The 22623-nt window shown below is 58.9% G+C and carries 15 protein-coding genes; 6 read left to right on the top strand and 9 right to left on the bottom strand.

Going from position 1 to position 22623, the window contains the following annotated elements; all coding sequences use genetic code 11:
• Positions 1–128: 128 nt before the first annotated feature.
• Positions 129–1556, bottom strand: a complete 1428-nt coding sequence (gene sbcB / locus AUP74_RS09005) for an exodeoxyribonuclease I (RefSeq protein WP_069947285.1) — start codon at positions 1554–1556, stop codon at positions 129–131.
• A gap of 134 nt (positions 1557–1690) precedes the next feature.
• Here sbcB and argS point away from each other — a divergent pair, with 134 nt between their 5' ends.
• Together argS and AUP74_RS08995 are read left to right on the top strand one after the other, a co-directional pair.
• Positions 1691–3427 (top strand): arginine--tRNA ligase, encoded by a 1737-nt coding sequence (gene argS, locus AUP74_RS09000; RefSeq protein ID WP_069947284.1) that lies wholly within the window; start codon positions 1691–1693, stop codon positions 3425–3427.
• A 91-nt stretch (positions 3428–3518) separates the two neighbouring features.
• Positions 3519–4400, top strand: coding sequence for a dTDP-4-dehydrorhamnose reductase family protein (locus AUP74_RS08995; RefSeq protein WP_069947283.1), 882 nt, complete (start codon positions 3519–3521; stop codon positions 4398–4400).
• A 100-nt stretch (positions 4401–4500) separates the two neighbouring features.
• On the opposite strand, the gene AUP74_RS08990 is transcribed toward AUP74_RS08995, so the two are convergent.
• Complete coding sequence (locus tag AUP74_RS08990; protein WP_069947282.1) at positions 4501–4803, bottom strand: hypothetical protein; 303 nt, start codon at positions 4801–4803, stop codon at positions 4501–4503.
• Positions 4804–5350: 547 nt separating this feature from the next.
• On the opposite strand from AUP74_RS08990, the gene gcvP reads away from it, so the two are divergent.
• Positions 5351–8242: an aminomethyl-transferring glycine dehydrogenase gene (gcvP, locus tag AUP74_RS08985; RefSeq protein ID WP_069947281.1), complete on the top strand. Its 2892-nt coding sequence runs from the start codon at positions 5351–5353 to the stop codon at positions 8240–8242.
• A 66-nt stretch (positions 8243–8308) separates the two neighbouring features.
• On the opposite strand, the gene AUP74_RS08980 is transcribed toward gcvP, so the two are convergent.
• The 7 genes from AUP74_RS08980 to purU form a co-directional block, all read right to left on the bottom strand.
• Positions 8309–9529 (bottom strand): acetyltransferase domain-containing protein, encoded by a 1221-nt coding sequence (locus AUP74_RS08980; RefSeq protein WP_083260895.1) that lies wholly within the window; start codon positions 9527–9529, stop codon positions 8309–8311.
• A gap of 152 nt (positions 9530–9681) precedes the next feature.
• Complete coding sequence (locus AUP74_RS08975; protein ID WP_069947280.1) at positions 9682–12279, bottom strand: TonB-dependent receptor plug domain-containing protein; 2598 nt, start codon at positions 12277–12279, stop codon at positions 9682–9684.
• A 317-nt stretch (positions 12280–12596) separates the two neighbouring features.
• Positions 12597–14741: an RHS repeat domain-containing protein gene (locus tag AUP74_RS08970; RefSeq protein ID WP_145924357.1), complete on the bottom strand. Its 2145-nt coding sequence runs from the start codon at positions 14739–14741 to the stop codon at positions 12597–12599.
• Between the two features lie 421 nt (positions 14742–15162).
• Positions 15163–15897: an MHYT domain-containing protein gene (locus tag AUP74_RS08965; RefSeq protein ID WP_069947278.1), complete on the bottom strand. Its 735-nt coding sequence runs from the start codon at positions 15895–15897 to the stop codon at positions 15163–15165.
• Between the two features lie 237 nt (positions 15898–16134).
• Positions 16135–16782: a DUF1294 domain-containing protein gene (locus AUP74_RS08960; protein ID WP_069948791.1), complete on the bottom strand. Its 648-nt coding sequence runs from the start codon at positions 16780–16782 to the stop codon at positions 16135–16137.
• A 26-nt stretch (positions 16783–16808) separates the two neighbouring features.
• Positions 16809–17240, bottom strand: coding sequence for a hypothetical protein (locus AUP74_RS08955; protein WP_145924356.1), 432 nt, complete (start codon positions 17238–17240; stop codon positions 16809–16811).
• 23 nt (positions 17241–17263) lie between these two features.
• Complete coding sequence (purU, locus tag AUP74_RS08950) at positions 17264–18100, bottom strand: formyltetrahydrofolate deformylase (RefSeq protein ID WP_069947276.1); 837 nt, start codon at positions 18098–18100, stop codon at positions 17264–17266.
• Positions 18101–18212: 112 nt separating this feature from the next.
• Between purU and pepQ the strand changes: the two genes are divergently transcribed.
• The 3 genes from pepQ to AUP74_RS17200 all read left to right on the top strand — a co-directional run bounded on the left by pepQ (position 18213) and on the right by AUP74_RS17200 (position 22547).
• Entirely contained in the window at positions 18213–19523 is a 1311-nt protein-coding gene (pepQ, locus tag AUP74_RS08945; RefSeq protein WP_069947275.1) for a Xaa-Pro dipeptidase, read from the top strand.
• Between the two features lie 258 nt (positions 19524–19781).
• Positions 19782–21827: an amidohydrolase family protein gene (locus AUP74_RS08940; protein ID WP_069947274.1), complete on the top strand. Its 2046-nt coding sequence runs from the start codon at positions 19782–19784 to the stop codon at positions 21825–21827.
• Between the two features lie 96 nt (positions 21828–21923).
• Positions 21924–22547, top strand: coding sequence for a hypothetical protein (locus AUP74_RS17200; protein WP_145924355.1), 624 nt, complete (start codon positions 21924–21926; stop codon positions 22545–22547).
• Positions 22548–22623 lie beyond the last annotated feature (76 nt).

Raw genomic sequence — 22623 nt, 5'->3', positions numbered from 1 at the left:
AGGACTGGCCATGAATATAAGAGCGCGGTGTCCGGCGCCCCGCAACCTGACCTATGCCTTGGGCCAAAGAAGTCGGCGAAAGTGGCAATGGCGGGCACCGACCACCGTACCCTTCTGCCCGTCGATGTTCAGACCAGCAACCCATCTCCCCAGGCTTCCAACTGATCCAGCAGCTGCATCTTCTCCGGATACTGCTCCCGCAACTCGGCGATCTGCTCGAAATAGGGCTCCAGTGTAATGCTGGCGCCGGCCGCCGGGTCCGTCAGCCGCCGATAACGCCACTCCTGCCAGCGCTGCTGCTCTTCGGCGGAAAGCGTGCCCGGGAAATTGCGGGCCCGCAGGCGAAACAGCAGCTCCGGCAGGCGCTTATCCGTAAATGGCACCGGCGCTGCCAGCGCTTCCGGGCCCCGGCTTTCCAGGGCCCGGTGCAGGTCCCGACAGAGATCCCGGTCCGGATCCGCCAGGAAACCACTGTAGAGGCTCGCCTCCACATCGCGCTCCGGGAAATCCCCATCCACAAAGACCTGCTGCAGCTTCTCACGCAGATCCACATCCCGTAGTGCCTGCCAGTGTTGTTCGCAGGCGGCCTTGTCGATACCCAGTTCGGCTGCGCGTTTGTCGTCGAGCATATTGGGCGGCGCCAACACCGGGCATCGGTTCAGGTGAATCAGCTTGAGCCCCGCAGGTAACTCACCCTCCCCCAGCTTGTCTCGAGAGGTGTACAGCCTGTCACGCAGGGCGTCGGCATCGAGTCTCAGGATCGGCTCCGGATCCATGGCGAGGTTGGCGGCGATGATGGCATTGCGGTTCACCGGGTGTGCGGCCAGCGGCAGTATATAAGTGAGGTGCCCCTGACTGGCCGGCACCTTACCGGAAACATGCAGCAGCGGCCTCCGGGCCTGCAGGTCGATCATCGCCGCCGCTTCGCGCTTGCTGCGCAGGCGGAACACATAGTCGTAGAGCCGTGGTTGGCGCAGACGGATCAGGCGGGCCATGTCGATGGTGGCACGCACATCAGAGAGCGCATCGTGCGCCCCTTCGTGGGCGATGCCGTTGGCCGCGGTCAGCTCTTCCAGCCGGAAAGAGGGAACGCCCCCTTCCCGCTCTGGCCACTGGATACCCTCTGGGCGCAGGGCGTAGGTCAGGCGGACCATGTCGATAATGTCCCAGCGGCTGTTACCCGAGCGCCACTCACGCTCATAGGGATCGAGCAGGTTGCGGTAGAGGGTGTGGCGGGTGACTTCATCATCGAAACGCAGGCTGTTGTAGCCCACACCGCAGGTACCGGGCGCGCCCAGCTCGTCGAGGATACGGCGGATAAACTGCAGTTCAGGCACCCCCTCGGCCAGCGCCTGCTGCGGGCTGATACCGGTTACCAGGCTCGCCATCGGCTGTGGCAGGCAGTCGTCCGCAGGCTTGCAGTAGAGCATCAGCGGCTCACCGACGACGTTCAGGTCCTCGTCGGTGCGGATGCCGGCGAACTGGGATGGCTTGTCCGCACCTGGGTCGGTACCCCAGGTCTCGTAATCGTGCCAGTAGAGTGTGGTTGCGCTCACAGGTCCCCCTTATATTTGCCAGCATCATACCATTGAGCCCCCTGTACCCCGATGACGCCGGCACTGCGCCGGTTGCAAAGCCCCCGCGGCCCATTAAAATTCCGCGTTTCCACGAGTTAATGCAGCAGCCCCCTATGAATATTCGCCAGCTCCTCTCTGACAAAGTCCAGGCCGCCATGACCGCCGCCGGAATCCCCGAACAGTGCGGCCCCGTAATCGCTCCATCCAAGAAAGCAGGCTTCGGCGATTATCAGGCCAACGGTGCCATGGCCGCAGCCAAGCGCATGGGTACCAACCCGCGGGAGCTGGCGGCCAAGATTGTCGAGCAGCTGGACAAGGGCGACATGATCGAGAAGGCAGAGATCGCCGGCCCCGGCTTCATCAACCTGCACCTGAGCGAGCAGTGGCTGGCAGATCGGCTCGAGACTGCCGAGCGAGACTCCCGCCTGAATATCGCCCCTGAGGGCGAGCCGCAAACCGTGGTGATCGACTACTCCAGCCCCAACCTGGCCAAGGAGATGCACGTCGGCCACCTGCGCTCCACCATCATCGGCGACGCCCTGGCGCGCCTGTTGGAGTTCCAGGGCCACAAGGTGATCCGCCAGAACCATATGGGCGACTGGGGCACCCAGTTCGGTATGCTGCTGGCGCACCTGTCCGACAAGCTGGAAAACAACGACGCAGAGGTGGCCCTGGCCGACCTGGAAGTGTTCTACCGCGAGGCCAAGATCCGTTTCGATGAAGAGGAAGGCTTCGACGACCGCGCCCGCGAATACGTAGTGAAGCTGCAAAGCGGCGATCCCGAGTGCCTGAAGCTATGGCAGCAGTTCATCGACATCTCCATCAGCCACAGTGAGGAGATCTACGACAAGCTCAACGTCACCCTGAAGCGCAGCGATGTCTATGGCGAAAGTCGCTACAACGACGACCTGCCCGTGCTGGTGGAAGAACTGCTGGACAAGGGCATCGCCGTGCGCGATCAGGGTGCTGTGGTGGTTTTCCTTGAGGAAATGGCCGATAAGGAAGGCAACCCCAGCCCGATGATCATCCAGAAAAAGGGCGGTGGTTACCTCTACTCCACCACCGACCTCGCGGGTATCCGCTACCGCGCCAACAAGTTACATGCGGACCGCATCCTGATTGTGGTGGATGCACGCCAGTCCCTGCACCTGCAGCAGGCTTTCACTGCCGCGCGCAAGGCGGGCTTCCTGCCGGATTCCGTATCCCTCGAGCACTGTGCCTTCGGCACCATGATGGGCGAGGACGGCAAGCCGTTCAAAACCCGCACCGGCGGCACCGTCAAACTGGCAGCCCTGCTGGACGAAGCCATCGAGCGCGCCCAGAAGCTGGTCGCGGAAAAGAATCCTGAGCTGGGTGCAGAAGCCTGCGCCGAGATCGGCCACAAAGTGGGTATCGGCGCGGTGAAGTACGCCGACCTCAGCAGAACCCGCACCAACGACTACGTCTTCAACTGGGACGCGATGCTCAGCTTCGAAGGCAACACCGCCCCCTACCTGCAGTATGCCTACACGCGCGTGCGCAGCATCTTCCGCCGTGCGGGGGTGGAACCGGCCGAGCTGACCGGTGCCATTACGCTGAAGACCCCGGAAGAACGCGCCCTCGCCATCAAGCTGTGCCAGTTTGGCGAGGTACTGCAGCAGGTGGCGCGCGATACTTATCCGCATATCCTGTGCTCCTACCTCTACGACCTCGCCAGTGCGTACATGGCCTTCTACGAGGCCTGCCCGGTACTGAAGGAGGGCGTGAGCGAGGAAGACAAACAGAGCCGTCTGCGCCTGTGTGACCTGGTGGCCCGCACCCTGGCCACGGGCCTGGATCTGCTCGGCATTGAAGTAATGGAGAAAATGTAAGGGCATATCGTCTTTACTGCCGGCGCAGCCTCCGCGGCTGCGCCGGTTGCCCCCAACTGAGGCCACCAGTCCCGATGCCGGAGTCCCGCCCATGAATGTTCTCGTCACCGGCGCCTCCGGCCTCCTCGGTCGCAGCGTCCTTGCCCGCCTTCGCTCCGATAAACAGTTTCACGTCACCGGCACAGCATACTCCCGCGCTGGCAACGGCTTGTTGCCAATGGACCTCACTGACGAAAACGCGGTGCGGCAAACCCTCCACACCCTAAAGCCCACCGCAGTGATTCACTGTGCCGCGGAGCGCTGGCCGGACCGCTGCGCCGCCGCCCCCGAGACCAGTTGGCAGCTCAATGTCGATGCCACCGGGTCACTGACAAAGCTGTGCGAGGAGGCCGGCGCTCAACTGGCCTACATCTCTACCGACTACGTTTTCGATGGCAGTGCCCCACCGTATCGGACAGATGCCACCCCCAATCCTCTGAACTTCTATGGCCGCAGCAAACTGGCCGGCGAGCACGTGGTTTTGAATGGCGGCAACCACTGGGTGCTGAGGCTGCCGCTACTCTTCGGCCCGGTGCAATACCCTGGAGAATCGGGCGTAACCGCCCTGCTGGAAACGCTCAGAGATGCGACACCCCAGGCCCTGGACCACTGGGCTACCCGCTTTCCTACTTGCGTGGAAGAAGTGGCAGAGGTAATTGCACAGTGCCTGGCCAGAGCGATCGACGGGGAGAACTTCTCGGGGATCTACCACTGGAGCGGGGACACAGCCTGCACCCGTTACCAGCTGGCGCTCAAGCTCGCCGCCATTGCCGGACTCGACGCCAATCACCTGAGCCCGGATCCAGCCCCCAAGTTCGACCAGCCGCGTCCGCGGGACTGCCAGTTGGATAAGACACGGCTCACCGGTTTGGGTATTCAGGGGAGAGAGTCGCTGGAGCAGCAACTGGGGCGCGCCATCGCGCCTTTTCTGTAAGAACCTGCCTTCAGGAGTTGGCCTTTCGGGAGCAGGGCTTTCTTTCTTCGATCCCTGTACCCGCGATTGCGAGCACGGGCAATGAGATTGAAGAGGTGCGTCAGGCGATTTCGGCACTGAAGGCCGAAGGTGGACAGGGGGGACGTTTGTGCAGTGATGTCAGCCCCACCGGTTCGTCGGGGACTTCACTGGCAAGAAACTGTTCCAGTAAACGGTGCGCTGCAGCCAATTGCCCATCCTGCAACACCCAGAGTTCGGAGTACCAGGCCAGAGGGGCGCCCTCTTCCTGAGGCACATCAACCGCCGCCTTCTGCATCAAGGCAGAAATACCTGCCTGTTCCAGAACATTTTGGAGATGAAAGACCATTAGCTGGTCACTGGCGATATAGAGTCTTTGCGCCATGGTGGAGAGTCCCGCAATCCCTGCTGGCTATTCGCATCAGCACTGCCAATTATCCTTCTCTGGCCTCCCGCGGAGACAGCCAACTTCAAACGCCGCGGGTACCTTTCACCATAGTCCACAGGGGAACCACGCGCAGTTTTCGCACCCCATGTCGGGTGAAAAGCCGTGCCATGTGGCTAGCGCCGCCAACCTGTGACATAAAATCTGGATATCTCCTCATTTTGAGGATGATTATCACAGAAGTTGCCCGATCCCAGCAGTTTTACCGCCAATTACGCCCAGATTGCCCGGCGGGCTTGCGGTTGCTAAGATGCGCGCGGCTCGACCCGGCGCCACGGTCGCCAGCCTTATGGCATTCAGTGCGATGACGCGCCGGGCCCGGCTCCCGGATCCGGCTGCAAGGCCCTCCTGAATCCGCCCACTGCCCCCGCTTCGGGCAAGTCGGACGGCGGGATCCCCGGGGCGCTCTGCTATTTTTACCCGGTGCCACACGCCGGCGCCGAGCACAATTCCAGCGACTATTCCCTGCGATACAGGAACGACGTTTATGACCCAGCCATCTCTTCAGCAGTTGGAGCAACACGACGCATTTATTCACCGCCATATCGGCCCGGATGAGGCCCAGGTGAAAGAGATGCTGGAGGCCCTCGGCGTAGCCAGTCTCGACGAACTGATCGAGAAGACCGTACCCGCATCCATCCGCAAGACCGACGCGCTGGATCTGGAAGATGCCATCAATGAAGAAGAGGCGCTCGCAGAGCTGCGCGGCCTGGCCAAGCGCAACAAGATCTACCGCACCTTTATCGGCATGGGTTACCACGACACCGTCACGCCCAATGTCATCCTGCGCAATGTGCTGGAAAACCCGGGCTGGTACACCGCCTACACTCCTTACCAACCGGAGATCGCCCAGGGCCGCCTGGAAGGCCTGCTGAACTTCCAGCAGATGATCATGGACCTGACCGGCATGGAGCTGGCCAACGCCTCCATGCTGGACGAGGGCACCGCAGCTGCCGAAGCCATGGCCATGTGTAAGCGCCAGGCCAAGCGCAACAAGTCCAACGTCTTCTTCGTCGACGCAGACTGCCACCCTCAGACCATTGCCGTAGTGAAAACCCGCGCCGAACACTTCGGCTTCGAGGTCGTCGTTGGTGATGTGGAAAAAGACATTCCTGCCGAGTTGTTTGGCGCCCTGTTCCAGTACCCGGGCTCAACCGGTGTGGTTCGCGACCTCACCGACCTGATTGCAAAAGTGCACGAGGCCAACGGCCTGGTCACCGTCGCCGCCGATCTGATGAGCCTGGTCAGCCTCAAGGCGCCGGGCGAGATGGGCGCCGATGTCGTTGTCGGCTGCAACCAGCGCTTTGGCATTCCCATGGGCTACGGCGGTCCGCACGCCGGCTTCTTTGCGTTCCGCGAGGCGTACAAGCGCGCCGCACCCGGCCGCATTATCGGTGTCTCCGTGGACAGCAAAGGCAATCGTGCCCTGCGCATGGCCATGCAGACCCGTGAGCAGCACATCCGTCGCGAGAAGGCCAACTCCAACATCTGCACTTCCCAGGTTTTGCTGGCAGTGATGAGCGCCTTCTATGCCGTTTACCACGGTCCGCAGGGCCTCAAAACCATCGGCGCCCGTATCCAGCGCCTGGCCGATATCCTGGCAGCCGGCCTGAAGAAGCAGGGCTTCGACCTGACTCACGACACCTGGTTTGACACGCTCACTGTGGTCGCCGGCGATCAGCGCGACGCCATCTACCAGCGCGCCCTGGATGCAGAAATCAACCTGCGTAAGGTGGGTGAGGACAAACTGGGCATCAGCCTGCACGAGACCGCGAGCCTCGACGACGTTTCCGACATCCTCAAGGCCTTCACCGACGGTGACCACGGCCTCGACCTGCGCGCAATGGACAGCGAAATTGCCGCCAAGGGCCCGCAGGGTGTGCCGGCGTCCCTGGTTCGCAGCAGCGAATTCCTGACCCATCCGGTCTTCAACACCTACCACTCCGAAACGGAGATGCTGCGTTATCTGAAGACCCTGGAGTCCAAGGACATCGCCCTGAACCACTCCATGATTCCGCTGGGTTCCTGCACCATGAAGCTGAACGCCACCGCGGAAATGATCCCGGTGACCTGGCCGGAGTTCGGCAAGCTGCACCCCTTCGCGCCCGCCAACCAGGCCGAAGGCTACGCGGAGATGTTCAAGCAACTGCAGCAGATGCTGGCCGCCTGTACCGGTTACGATGCCGTGAGCCTGCAGCCCAATGCCGGCTCTCAGGGTGAGTACGCCGGCCTGGTTGCCATCAAGAAATACCTCGAGGCCAAGGGCGAGGGCCAGCGCGACATCTGCCTGATCCCCGCCTCCGCCCACGGTACCAACCCGGCTTCCGCCATGATGGTGAGCATGAAGGTGGTCGTTGTTGCCTGTGACGACAAGGGCAACGTGGACATGGCCGACCTGAAAGCCAAGGTGGAAGAGCACGGCGACCGCATCGCCGCGCTGATGGTTACCTACCCGTCCACCCACGGGGTATTCGAGGAAGGCATCCGCGATATCTGCGACCTGATCCACCAGGCCGGTGGCCAGGTGTACATCGACGGCGCCAACATGAACGCCCTGATCGGCGTGGCCGCGCCGGGCAAGTTCGGCGGCGACGTATCCCACCTGAACCTGCACAAGACCTTCTGTATCCCCCACGGTGGCGGCGGCCCGGGCATGGGCCCGATCGCCGTTGGCGAGCACCTGAAGCCCTACCTGGCCGGCCATCCGGTAACAGAGGTGCCGGAGACCGATCCGGCCAACGGCACCATCTCCGCGGCGCCCTGGGGCTCTGCCAGCATTCTGCCGATCAGCTGGATGTACATCCGCATGATGGGCAAAACCGGTATGAAGCAGGCCACCGAGATGGCGATCCTGAATGCCAACTACATGGCCAAGCGTCTGTCCGAGCACTACTCGCTGCTCTACACCGGCACCAACGGCTTCATCGCCCACGAGTGCCTGGTAGACCTGCGTCCGCTCAAGGAGACCAGCGGCATCAGCGAGGAAGACATCGCCAAGCGCCTGATGGACTTCGGCTTCCACGCGCCCACCATGTCCTTCCCTGTGGCGGGCACCCTGATGATCGAGCCCACCGAGAGTGAATCCAAGGAAGAGCTGGATCGCTTCGTCGAGGCGATGGCCATCATCCGCAAGGAAGTGGAAGATGTGGCCAACGGTGTCTACAGCGCAGACGACAACCCGCTGCACAACGCCCCGCACACCCTCGAGGACGTGATGGCCGACCAGTGGCCGCACAACTACTCTCGCGACGTGGCGGCTCGCCCGGCGGCCTGGCTGAAGGCACACAAAGTTTGGCCTGCTTCGAACCGCATCGACAATGTGTTCGGCGACCGCAACCTGATCTGCTCCTGCCCGCCGGTAGAGAGCTATATGGACTGAGTCCAGTCCTGAAACGAAAAATGGCGAGCCTTGAGCTCGCCATTTTTTTATTTTCGAAAAAATTTCTTACAGATAACTCAGCCACCAGTCTTTTCGCCGCGCCTTCACTCCGGCCAGCCAGCGGCAGAACGGATACAACACGGCGACAACAGAAAGCCAGAGAAGGTAAACCGTCCACAGGGGCAACCCGAAACCCTCCGGCAATGTCCACCAGCCACCAGCCGCCGCCTGCCAGCCAAACCCCTGCCACTGGGCAATCAGCAGAGCCAGCATATGCGCAATGTAGATATGCAGTATGTAATAGGCGAAAGGAACACGGCCGAAAGTGTTCACCACTTCCACCAGCGGTCCGCGTAACCGTTCCGACCAGGCGAGCAAAAGCAATCCCGCACCAAGCGTCATCAGCAAGTAAAGAAGTGAAGGCGGATACTTTTCTACATTGAAGAACGCAACCAGAGTCATGCCGAAACCGGATTGTGCTTCCCAAGGCACCGGGTCGCCGTAGATGTTCCATCCTCGCAATACAAAAAATAACACGAGAGCCGCGACACCGAGACCAACAAGCATACGGCGACGCCTGTCTCCAGGCGCTTTGTATAAATCCGCCAGCAGATATCCGAGGGGCATGACGGCGAGCCAGGGCAGTAGCGGATAGACAACGATCAGAGGAACTCCGGCGATGCGGGTAAAAATATCCTCATGCATTGCGTACCAGAGTGGTGGAAAACCTTCTGTGGGCATTGGCAACCGGCCATCCAACAGGTTGTGGCCGAAGATCATGGCCAGCGCCAACAGTAACAGTGGCAACCGGGGAAGATGAATGAACGCGGCCATGGAGATCATGCAAAAGCCGATCATCGACAGCGTGGTCAACACCAGCGCATATCCCTGCGGTTGAATAAAGCTCCAACCAAAGGCCATCACCGTCTGCTCTATGAAAATGAGCCAGAGACCGCGAGTGAACAGAAACAGGCTCAACTCCGCAGGCGAGCGGCTCGCGCGCATGAACCCGGCACTCATCCCGGCGAGTAATACGAACAACGGTGCACAGAAGTGGGTAATCCAGCGGGTGAAGAAATAAGCCGGGGAAGTATCGTTGAGATCTTCGGGAGAGAAGCGGGCCGAGGAAGTAAAATCCCGCACGTGGTCGAGTGCCATCAGCACCATCACCATCCCACGGGCAAAATCCACCGATACCAGGCGACCGGCTTTTACGGCAAGCGCCCGGCCAGCCTCCCGCGACTCGACAGCAGACGCTGGATACGCGCCCGAAGTAACACTCTGCATTGCCACCACCCCTGTTAGATTTTTGTACCGGTGAAGGAACTGCCGTGATCAGTTAGGATCGCCCATTTTCCATCCGGCGGCAATGACAAGGCATTGCGGCACAAAAAAGCCGGCAACAAGTGCCGGCTTTTTTGCGAACAGTGGAGTTATTATCAGAACTCGGCACTGGCACGCAGGTACCAGAAGCCACCATTGAACCCGAATGGAGAAGTCAGGGACTGGCGTACACCCAGGAACTGCAGGGTGGGATCAGCCTCATCGTCCGGCAGGGTATCGAAGATGTTCTCGCCACCGACGGAAACTTTGTAGTTTTCGGCAAGGGTAAACGTCGCCTCGATATCTACGAGGATCTCACTGCCATAGCTGGTGGCATCGGAAGCATCCCCCGGGCCAAACAGGCCGAAGGTGGACTCCCAGCCGCTGTAGCGGTTCAGGCGCAGGTAACTGTTGAACAGGTTGCCGGTGTCATAGCTGAAGGTCAGCGTCGTGCGGTCGCTCGGCACCTGGTTCTCCAGATCGTACACCCGCGAGTCGTTGATGGTGCTCGGCGCTACATTGCTCACTTTCTGCTGGTTGTGATTGTGGCGCAGGTCCACCACCAGCAGGTTGCCGGCTAATTCAAAATCGCTGGTCACAGCAATGTCGATACCGCTGACTTCGGAATCGTAAGCATTGACGAAGAAGTTCGCATTGCTGCCTTGCAGCAGGGAGGCATTCGCCACACCAGCGCCTTCCAGCAGTGCCACTTCACCGGCGCCGATGGTGTTGTTGCGCAGCGCCAGGCGATCATCGATGTTGATGCTGTAGTAGTCCAGGGTCACGCTGGTGTTATCCAGGGGATTAATGACCGCACCCAGGGTGAAGCTGGTCGACTCTTCCGGTGTCAGCGGCTTGGCACCCAGCGCCAGGGCAACGGGGTTGTCCACCGGGTAGGTACCGTTCGGGATCAGGTTACCGCTGGCATCCGCGGTGGTGGTCACATTCAGCGTGTTCACCTGGCCCGGAGTCGGGGCGCGGAAACCGGTATTGGCCGTCGCACGCAGGGCAAAGCGCTCGTTGAAGTCGTAACGGCCAGAGAGCTTCCAGTCGGAGGTGGAGCCGAACGCATCGTAGTCCTCGAAGCGCAGGGCGGCACCGACCGTCAGCTTGTCTGTAACGTCCGTTTCCAGGTCCACATAGGCAGCCATGCTCTCACTGCTGAAGCTGCCGGCGGCATCGGTGGGGAAGCCCTGGAAGCCATCGGAACCTACCCCGAACACAGCTGCGGTCGGACCTACAGCAATGGAAGCCTCGTCACCGGCACCGATCTTGTAGGTCTCATCACGCCATTCCGCACCAAAGGCGACGTTCAATGGCGATGCCAGGCCTGCAAGCTCAACCGGCTGTACGAAGTCCGCATTTACACTGGTCTCCTCCTGGGTCAGGGTGCCCGGGTTGAAGGTAGTCGGGGACAGGGCACCCAGGCTCGGGTTGATGGAGTCTTTCAGTACGTATGACACTTCGTTTTCGGCAGAGCGCGCACGAAGATCCCAGCTCATGCCGGAAGCCAGTTCACCGCGAGCGCCAAAGACGGCGGAGAAGTCACTGATATCCGCACCGAATTGCGGGTTGTAGCCGCCGGGGAACTGGGTGTAGATCGGGTTGCGCAGCACGAAACCACTGGCACTAGTAGCATCAGCTACCAGGTAATCCGCCGGGTTCAGGCCCTGGGCGGTAATGGAGTCGATCAGGGACTGCGGCGCCGCATCCGGCATGAAGTCGCCATCGCCATCGGCCTGCAAGGTCGCGCGGGCGCCGAACTCGTACTGCGGATCCAGTACCGGGCCGCGGTAGAAAAAGTCGGAAATGGTCTCGTTCTCTGAGTAGCCGACATTGCCGTAAAGCTCGACGCCGTTGTCCAGCTCATAGCCGGTGTTAACGAACAGTTTCAGAGCTTCCACGTCCGGGTCACCCCAGCGCTGGCCGAGACCGTCCAGCGGCACATTCTCCACACCCACCACGCTGCCAACGAATTCTGCATCCGGACGGGCGGCGCCGCGCCAGGTCTTCTCGGCCGTAGAGTGCTCGATGGTGGTATTCACGAAGCCCTGGTCACCCAGCGCAAAGCCGGCATTGGCCGCCAGGCTGGTGCGGGTGCCGTCGCCCTCGAAGTATTCACCGGTCTGGGCGGAGACACTCACGCCCTCAGCGTCATCTTTCAAGATCACGTTGACCACGCCGGCAATGGCGTCAGAGCCATACTGGGCGGAGGCGCCGTCACGCAGTACTTCAACCCGCTCGATGGCGGCCGAGGGCAGCGCGGCAAAGTCCACCGCCTGGGCGCCCTGATTGACGGTGCCCAGCGGCGCAATCTGCAGGTTTACCAGCGCGGAGCGATGACGGCGGGTGCCATTGACCAGCACCAGGGTCTGGTCCGGAGACAGGTTGCGCAGGGTCACCGGACGAATGAAAGCCGTACCGTCGGCGATCGGGAAGCGCTGGGTGTTGAAAGAAGGCGCAATTTTGGCCAGGGACTCGGTCAGGTCAAAACTGGCCTGATCGGACAGGTTTTCGCCGCCCAGCACGTCGACGGGGGACAGCGTCTCGGTGGGTGACAGGCCCTCGACGCGGGTACCGGTGGTAATCACCTCTTCCATCCGGCGGTCATCGCTGGCCTGCGGGGTGCTGGATTCCTGTGCCAGGGCCGACACAGGCAGCGTCAATACGGCCGCAACAGCCAGAGAAAGTGGCTTGAGTGAGAAGGTATTCATGGGCTCTCATCCTCGTTGTTATCTTGTTATTCCCTCTGGTTCCAGCCATTGCCCCCGCTCGCAACCAATCTATTTGTGACGGTTAAATGCGAAAGGAACGTTACCCCAAGCTGGCTGAGGTTGTGATAAGCAGCCTATTGAAATCCTCAAATGGGATCAATGGGCGGATGAAGATCACAAAAAATTAAGAGAAGAGCCCGTTTCATTGTTAAAAATAATGTCGACTTATGCGCCATTCGAGAGGTGTTTTGCGGAAAGCCCACCACTTGCGCAATGCGCGTTATTTTTCCGCTTTGGAGCCGGGAGCCACTGAGAGATCACCAGCGGTTGATATCAGCCTCCACGCCCCAGACCGGCCGAAAATTGACCTCTTCAGATCTCGCCCGGTAGTTGCACGCATACGGCAGTGGATAAAAATCCAGCGGCTCAAGCGCGACAATCGTCCGATCGGGTCCCGAGGCTGGTGGAAAGACCCGGGGGATCTCCGGATAACGCCGGAGGCGGAAACTGAACTCCAGCCCACCATCCTCGATCACCACAACCCCGCGGGTGAGCAGGAACCAGGTGAGGACGATGGCATCTTCACTGATATCCGAGCGATCCCGCAGAATCACCTCGCCGTTATCAAAAAACTCGAGTGCGAACGGCGTTTCACAGTTGAAGCTCCTGACCTCGAGGCCGACCAGCCCGCGGAACTCCTCGTCCGTCCGCCGCACGCGCTCCAGACTGCTCTCGACAACCTCTTCAGTCTCGAGCTCCGCCACCAGGCGGCGACGCAATATCTGCCGGCTGGGAAGTTCTTCATAAGGGGAGGTGGAATACACCGAGGGCTTCTCAATCCAGAGCAGCGCCGCCCGCCAGTTCTCCCTGCGCACCTCAAAGGCCTTCTCGAAATCCAGTGATCCGTTGTTGCCGTCATCGCGCACCACCGAGATCAGGTTATTGCGATCGTCATAGCTGTAGATAAACGCTACTACATCGGTGCTAGGGAGAAGGGGTGCAGAGGCAAGCAGCGTGGTCTGTAATTTCCGTATCAGCAGGCCATCCGTATCGTAGGTATAGGCAATTTCAAAGACAGCGGTGCGGAGGTCGCCGGTAAATTCGAACCAGACTTCGCGCACCAGCAAATCATTATCGTCATAGACGTACTCCCGGGAGAAGTCGGTATCGCCGTCCTCCCTCAGGTCGACCGTATAGAGAGTGAGATTACCCTTTATGTTGTATTCCCACTCCACCAGAATCCGATAATCGACAAAGGCGGCACCGGAGCGGGTAAATCGCGCACGGACCAGGTTATCCAGTGAGCCGTAGAAGAATTCCCACTGTCCCTCCCCTTCTTCGCCAATCTGTCGACGCAGCGAAGACACCCTGCCCAGCTCATCAAACTCGATCACGCGGAATGGTTCACCCGTGCGCAATGAGAAAACCGTTTCGGAAGCAGTACGTCCGTTTTCCTGAAAAGTGTATTCCGCCAACAGCTCTTCATCACGACGCACTTCCTGAAGCCGGCCCCGCTCATCCAGCTGGTATGAAATCGTGAACTCTTCGTCGACGACACTATCGCCGTCATCATCCTCAGAATAAGTAACGGAGAAAAACAGGTCGTCGAAATCGTACACCCAGCTCCTCACCCGATCGAATGTACCGTTACCATCGAGGTCCTCTCGCAGGCTGATCAGGTTTCCGGCATCGTCATACTCGAATTCCGCAAACTCGTCATCCACAAGAAAAGCATCGGGCTCAAAGCTCCAGGTGAGAATGTTGCCAAACCCATCGTAACTGGCGAAACGGGAAACTTGCCTGAGAACCTCGCGATCGGACTCAGTGACCAGTTCGGTAATGTTGCCATCATCGTCGTAGTCGTAACGTTCCAATTCATCGAGAAGCTCATCGAAGAAGAAGTCACGACTCTTGAAAACCGGCACGTAGAAACCGCTCACCAGCCCGACGGCCTCATAGTAGGTATCCAATACCATGCCCGTATTCACAACAGCGCCCGAATCGACGAGATCGAGTTCGTCGGCGCGGTTGCGGAAGTAAATCAGCGGCACATAGTGACGGGCGAATGCGAGGGCATCGACTTCGAGGTCTAATAGAGTATTCTCCAGCAGGTCGCGGACACCCGAGTCGATAACAACGCCATTGCCCAGATCTGAGTCGCGATCAAACGCTTCAAGCAGAAACAGGGTATTGTGGAAGCGGTTGAAATCGATCCGCTCGCGATCAAAGGATGCCCCACTGAACAGCCGCCGCAACTGATTGAAGTTGCGGTAGAGACGGACATTGGGGAACAGATCCAGGATTCGCAGTCTTTCCTGTGCGCGTACGGCAAAGCCGATCGGGGTATCCCCCAGGAAAAACTGAATCGTCTCTCCCGCCACGTAAGAGAACTCGCCATTGTCACTGGTCACACCGGACCGGCTTTCCGTGCGATAGGACAGGCCGGCAACGATGACTTCCACCAGCCTACCGGTCTGGATCGACGGTACCGCAGTGGACAATGTAGCGGCAGTGGTCGTTGCCGCAGCACTCCTTGTGCTGCCACTGCCGCCTCCACCACCACACGCGATGAGCGCAAGCAGGCTAATGACAACCAAGCTCCCGCGTAGAAAACCTCTCAAGACGCGACCCTCCATAGCCTCCCTTGAGTGTAACGGTTGTTTTTTGAGCAAACGAAGACCGCTACGCCAAGTTAGATGCGGGACGCGCATTGAGGGAGGAAGAGACGACTGTTGCCGGCATGGAAAGATGGCATTCGCGCCGCAAGAGAGATACTTATGGCGTGCCGAGACGACCGATGCGTGTAGAGAGGTAGGAATTGGCCGGATGGATTAAGGGAGGACATCGCCGGCACTATACCCCGGCAAAGCCCCCCGCTGTACATCAAGTTGGAACGACCGGTCTCTGTTGATACCAACGCGCAACCCAGACGTTCAGGATCAGGACACCGACGGCAATGACCACCGAAGCCATGCCCAGGTATTCCCCCGCCAGTGCACCGGCAAAACCCGCCTCGGGCATTTCACCGGTCATCTTGTAGCCGGCGGCTTCCATACCGGTGTAATGCATCCCGCATACCGCCACCCCCATGATCAGCGCACTGCCAAACTTCTGCCAGCGTCCACGCATCTGGAATGCCATCCACAACGCTGCGCAAGCAGCCACCACCGCAATCAACACCGAGATGATGATGATATTCAGGTCATATTTGATTTCGGCCGGCATCAACATGGCCGCCATGCCACCGTAGTGCATGCCTGCGACACCAATGCCCATGAATACAGAGGCGGGTAGCAGCTTATCGAAATTGAATTGCCCTGTACCCACAATGGCCAGGCCCAGCGTGCAGGCGGCCACCGCAATCAACACCGAACCCAATGTGCCGAGGATGTCATAGGCCATCGGCATATCGGTCTCCAGCGCCAGCATTCCGACAAAGTGCATGGACCAGATTGCCGCGCCCCCCATGACAAGCCCGGCAAACAGAATCGCCCGGCGTCGGTCTACCCCGGTAACGGCCTCGGGAATGGCCGTCACCAACTGTAGCGAGGCATAGGAGCCAAGTACTGAAATTACATAGGAAAGTCCCACCAGAAGTGGGTTGTACTGGTCCAACATCACTCTCGCCACCTTTTTATCATTTGTTCACCAAGGCCATCGGCACGGATATACGCGGCCTTATGCCATGCCGTGGTTGATAGCTACGCCCGCCTGCGTGATGCAGATCACACTGATTTTCGGCAAATGTATCCGGGGAGGGTGCAGGAAGAGATGAACAGACAGGGTCGGGGGCGCGGCAATGGACTCACGCACTGGCAGTGGCGATGAAGATTCTGTTAACTGCGCGCCGGCTTGTTACAGCTTGCCGGCAATGGAATCGGGAATAGTCATCAGGAGACTATCCACTTGATGGAGCCAATACTGCCCTTCAGCGGTCAGGCCATAGCCGAGCAGCACCAGGTTAAGGCAGACCGTCAGCCAGTAAACTACGCGGAAAGAACCCTTACTGGACTTGTGCCGCAGGTAGCTCTGGCCCAGGGCCGCCCCGGGCCATCCCCCCAGGAGCGATAGCAGGTGGAGCGTCTGCTCAGGCGTTCGCCAACGTCCGCGCACCGCCGCCCGTTTATCCTTGATGTAGAGCAGCAGGGTTAACAGACTGAGCGTGAGGTAAAGACCAGTCATTGACCAGGGCAGCCAGCCCCCAACCGAAAGTCCAATCAGTCCGGCAAAGAAAACGCCAACCAACAGCAGTGCTCTGCGTCTCTGTCGCCCCGGCCGATTCAAGCTGCGCTTGCCGTTCGCAGGGCGGGCACTCTTTGCTCTCGGCCGGCCGCGATCATCCCGTCCCAGACTAAATCTGACCGCCATTCCCTGCTCTGGGCGGCAAAACCGGCGATCAAAAGCGCTGACATGGAGAAACACGCGCGAACCACTGCCGTCTGGCTGAATAAAGCCATAACCACGGTCATCGTCCCAGCTGGCAATGTTTCCCTTGTATTCCATGGAGTCACGCACCGACACACCACCGGTCAGCGCTGGGCGCCATCACGGCATTCGCCACGCACCTCACCGCCGCCGGCAAACAGGGTGCGCTCCAGCTCGAAGAAACCGTCGCGACAGAAGCCGGTCTCCGTCAGTTTCTGGTTGAGGGATCGGTTGAAGGCCATTTCGTCCACCAGAGGACCACGGGGACGCTGGCCGGTCCGCAGCATAGTTTCCCGCTGTATGCGGCTGCGGTTGACGTCCTCCCGGGTCACCGGGCGCGGCACATCCGGGCGTCGCATCTCCAGGGTATAGGTGAAGCGCTTGGCACCGTTGGCGGCAATCTCGGTATGGAAAGTCTCACTCAGGCCGGGGATTGGCAACGCGGGCTCACTGGCGCACCCGGCCAGTAAAAGGCCACCAAGGACGAGAGCAGCCAGAGTTCGCATTGCCCGGGAATTGCTATTCGTTTTTATCATTGTCACTTCCTACTGCTACCAATCTACTTGAAGACCACCGTCTTGTTTCCGTGGATAAACACGCGCTCCTGCAGTACCAGTTGCAGGGCGCGGCTCAACACCGATTTTTCCACATCCCGACCGGCGGCGGCCATGCCTTCTGCGGAGTAAGCGTGATCCACAGGAATCACATCCTGCTCGATGATTGGCCCCTCATCCAGATCGTCAGTCACGAAGTGTGCCGTGGCACCGATGATTTTGACTCCGCGCTCATAGGCCTGCTGGTAGGGCCGGGCACCGATGAACGCGGGCAAAAATGAGTGGTGGATATTGATGATCCGTCCGCGGTAGTGCGCCACAAACGCAGGCGTTAGCACTCGCATGTACTTGGCGAGCACCAGGTAATCCGGGGCGAACTGGTCCACGAGGGCCATCACCTGCTCCTCATGCTGCTCGCGTTCCAGCCCCTCCGCGGGCAAGTGGTAAAAGGGGATATCGAACTTTTTCACCAGCGGACCAAGATCCGGGTGATTTCCGATCACCGCGGCAATCTCCACATCCAGGGCCCCGGCAAAACATTTCATCAGGATATCGCCGAGGCAGTGGGGCTCACGCGTCACCAGCAGCACCAGACGCTTTTTCCCGCTCGGTACCAATCGGCGCTCGGCGCCCTTGGGCAGCGCCATATCGAGGTCTTCCAGCAGCGTCTGGTCATTGAAGTTGCCTTCCAGCGCCGTGCGCATGAAAAAGCGCCCCTGCCTGCGATCCACGAATTCATCGTTCTTGATGATGTTCAGCTGGTGCTTGTAACAGATGTTGGTGATCTTCGCGATCAGCCCTTTTGCATCCGGGCAGTCCGTTAGCAGTATCTTCTTTTCCATGGCAAAAATTCAGGCCAAATGACTGGGAGTTGTGGATTACCAGACTATACACTACCCGGATTGACTGAATCACACCGCCTCGCTGCGTGAGGGCAACCGATTAAGGAAATCCATGGACAAGAACCTCTACTCTGAACATCTCGCCACACTCAAAAGCCGCTACGACGATATTCTCGAGCAGTGCGGTTTCGAGACGCTCAACGTGTTTAGCGGCAAACCCAGTGTCCAGTTCCTCGACGACAACTACTACCCTTTCCGGGTCAATCCACAGTTCAAGGCGCTGGTGCCGGTCACCGACAACCCCCACAGCTGGGTCATCTACCGCCGCGGGCAGAAGCCCAAACTGCTGTTTTACCGCCCGGTGGACTTCTGGCACTACGTGCCGCCGGCCCCGCAGACTTTCTGGAGTGACGAGTACGATATCGAACTGCTGAGCAAGCCCGCCGATGCCAAGCAGTTCCTCAGCGCTGACAATGCCGCCTTTCTCGGCGAGACCAACGGCCTCGAAGACTGGTCTGTAGGCACCCCCAATCCGGAGGAACTGCTGGCCCGGCTGCACTGGGCACGCGCCTACAAGACTCCCTATGAGATGGCCTGCCTGCGTGAAGCGAACCGCATTGCGGTAAAAGCCCACCGCGCTGCCGAAGCCGCCTTCCGCGAGGGTGCCAGCGAGTTCGAGATCAACCTGGCCTACCTGAATGCCGCCGGCCAGGGCGAAAACCAGATGCCCTACGGCAATATCGTTGGTCTGAACGAGCATGCTGCCATCCTGCACTACACCCACCTCAATACCGCCCGGCTGCCGGAAGCGGAGCGTCGCAGTTTCCTGATCGACGCCGGTGCTGACTGCAATGGTTACTGTGCGGACATCACCCGCAGCTATGCGTACCGGGATGGCGAGTACGCCGAACTGGTGGCGGCCATGGATGAAAAAGAGCAGGAGCTGGTGGCCGGCCTCAAGCCCGGCACTCCCTACCCGGACCTGCACCTCGAGTGCCACCACAAAGTGGGCGAATTGCTGAATCGCTTCGGCGTGATCAAATCGTCCGCAGAGAGCGCCGTGGAAAGCGGGCTGACCCGCCCCTTCATGCCTCACGGCCTCGGTCACTTCCTCGGCCTGCAGGTCCACGATGTGGGCGGTCACCAGACTGCACCGGAAGGTGGTATCACCCCGCCGCCAGAGCAATACCCGTTCCTGCGCACCTCACGTACCGTCGAGGAGAATCAGGTCTTCACCATCGAACCCGGTCTGTACTTCATCGACAGCTTGCTGGCCGACCTGAAAAATAGCGACCTGGCTAGCGAAGTTAACTGGGATAAGGTGGACGCCTTGCGCCCCTTCGGTGGTGTGCGGATCGAGGACAATGTGATCGTACACAAGGACCGCATCGAAAACATGACCCGCGACTGCTACGCGCAGTAACCCTCACAATTGCACCGACTTCTCGCCCCGCAGGCGAGAAGTCGGTTACGCATTTGCCTCCCCGGCATTCTCCATAACTCGAACCTCAATCACCGAACCCCTGCTCAGGGTCCCGAATCAAGAATCACTGGCGGCCAAACCATTGTTTGCGTTGCAAATGGTGCCAAACTGTCCAGGTGTCACCAGATGCCATTGTCGCTCCCTCAAAAAGTCCTCAGGATTGCTCGGCTAAAAACCGATACATAAAAGGTAACCACCATGAAGTTCCTGAATTTCGCTGTGGTACTCACTTCCGTCCTGCTTCTTTGGGCATCCAAACTATCTGCTGAAACCATCGAGTACGTTTTCTACGATCCAGAAGGCGTCGCCGGGCACGAGGTGATCACTCGCGAGGACAATCGCGTTTCCGGAATATTAGAGTTGGGCTGGAACAACCGGCGCATCAAGATGACCGAGGAATTTGAACTTGGCCCCAAGGGTATTCCCACATTTATCCATATAAAAGGGGTAAGTCCCGGCGGGGCACCAGTGGAGGAGACCTTCACCCTTACCGATGGGCTGGCTGAATGGAAAGGCAGCGATGAACGGGGTAGCGCCAAGTCCTCCGCATCCCAGTTTTTTGTCCCCAAGAACCCCACCATCGCAATGAAAGCCCAGCTGGCCAAGGCGCTGCTGGCGAGTCCCGGGCATACGCTCAAGCTGCTACCCCAGGGTCAGGCACAGCTGGAGCAGCTGGACAAGCGCACCGTTACACAGGGAGACATGGAAAAAACCATCTACCTGTATGGCGTCAGCGGGCTCGACTTCACCCCCTTTCTCGCCTGGTACGATGAAGAGGGAGACCTGTTCGCCTCACATCATATCGCCTGGTTCGCGATTTTGCGCAAGGGCTGGGACAAGTCCCACCTGCAACCATTGAAAGAACGGGAGATGCAGGCCAGCACCGACTACCTGCAATCACTGGCTGGCAAACATACCCACCAGTCTGAAACCCCGATACTGATCAACAACGTCAACATCGTCGACGTTGAACAAGGTGAGCTGCTTCGTGATCGCCACCTGTTGATCGAAGACGGAACGATCACCCGCATCAGCTTGCAGCCGATTCGCTTTCCCGGTGTTACCCGTATCAATGCCCGCGGCATGACCCTGATGCCGGGATTGTGGGACATGCACGGCCATATGAGCCCTGAGCACGGTCTGCTCAACATGGCCGCCGGCGTCATCAGCGTGCGTGACATTGGCAATGCGCATGAAAAAATCATGCGTACGGAAGAACTGTTCGATTCAGGTAAGGTGATCGGCGGCCCGATCTATCGGGCCGGGTTTATCGATCGCGATAGTGAAAATGCGATGCGGCTGGGTAAAACGGTAAATAGTCTGGAGGAAGCCAAAGCCGCTGCAGACTGGTATGCCGAGCGCGGCTATATGCAGATCAAAACCTACAGTTCCATGGAACCCGAGTGGATCGCGCCCCTTGCCGAGCATGTCCACAAGCGTAGTATGCGCCTGAGCGGCCATATCCCGGCGTTCATGACTGCCGAGGAGGCGGTGGATGCCGGCTTCGACGAAATCCAGCATATCAATATGCTGTTCCTCAACTTCATGGGGTCCATCGATACCCGCAAGAAGTTGCGCTTTACCGAGGTGGGAGAGCACGCTCATGAGATAGACCTGGACAGTGCGGAAGTCGCCGCGTTCCTGGATAAGCTGGCGGAAAAGGGCACGGTGGTGGATGCCACGGTGACTGTATTCCGCTCTCTGCTACAGGGCGAGGCCGGCCAGCTGGACAAGGAATACCAGGCCGTGGCCGACCACCTGCCGGTCGATGCCCGCCGCAATCTGGTCGGCAGTTGGCTGAACATCGAGCCAGAGCACCGCGAGCACTACAACAACAGCTCCGTCGCATTGCTCAACATGCTGCGCAAACTTCATGAGCACAACGTACCCATGGTCGCCGGCACCGACGGCCTGCCCGGCTTCACCCTGCTGCGGGAACTGGAGCTCTATGCCGAGGCCGGCATCCCCAATGCCGATGTCCTGCGCACCGCGACCATCGAGCCGGCCAAAGTAGTAGGCGCGCTCGGTGAAAGCGGCACCGTGAACGTGGGCAAGAAAGCCCACCTGGTGTTACTCGACGGCAACCCACTGGAAGACATCAGCGCCCTGCGCCGCTCGGTACTGGTGATCGAGGGACAAAACCTGTATCGCCCCGATGAGCTCTACCAGGCTGTAGGCATCAAGCCGTTTATCGAATCCGTGCCTTTCCGGCTGAATGGCGCGGTGGATGTCGCAACAAATTAAATCAGGCGGGTGATTCTTTTAGCGGATTTAATGTTTTAAAAGTGGCCAACTAAACAGAGTGGCCACTTTTCCACCCAGGGAAAAGGCTACGCCACTATGAGGACTTCGAAAAACCCCCTCTGGAGAGGGCATACCGATGCAAATGAGGAGGATCAATTACATAGTAGTGTAGAGAAAAAAAACGTAATCCTTAGCCTTTACATTTTTGCTTTTTGCATCTTTATTTATTTACCTCCTGTCAACGCCACCGAAAAGGAATCTTATTTATCCATCACCGCCTCGGCAATACCTTCAAGCAAAGGGCAGCCGAAGTGGATTGCGATAAAAAGAGATAACCAAAGAAACTTGATTCACCTGCCAGCGGATCAAGTTCTAACAAAAATAAAGCCCGGAAACTACACAGTCAGCCACATAGACTTCGGAGACAAATCCTGCAAGCCACTGATCAGGAGATCCTGCAAAACCCTTTGGATACCAACAAAAAATGCAGACGGAAACTTCGCAAGTATCCATGTACTACCAGGGACCATCACTGTTTATGGAAGCTTTTCAATAAAGAGACAATCTTCTGGCAAATATGATATCGAGCTCTACCCGCCTGCAGTATCCCTCCCCTGGATATGCACTTACCATAGAGAAGTTTTTAGCAACCACTCAGCACACATACTTCAAGGGGACAAAAGCTATAAAACAGTAAAAATCAAATGCACCGATGGGTAGTTGAGCTATGCCAATCGGGTTCAGTTCTTCACAGATATCAGATATTCTCTGGTGACAGATTGCTCAAGCGAGAGAA

The organism is Microbulbifer aggregans, from assembly GCF_001750105.1.
In the GTDB taxonomy this organism is placed as follows: domain Bacteria; phylum Pseudomonadota; class Gammaproteobacteria; order Pseudomonadales; family Cellvibrionaceae; genus Microbulbifer; species Microbulbifer aggregans.
The sequence above is the reverse complement of the archived record's forward strand: the minus strand, read 5'-3'. Positions and strand labels throughout refer to the sequence as shown.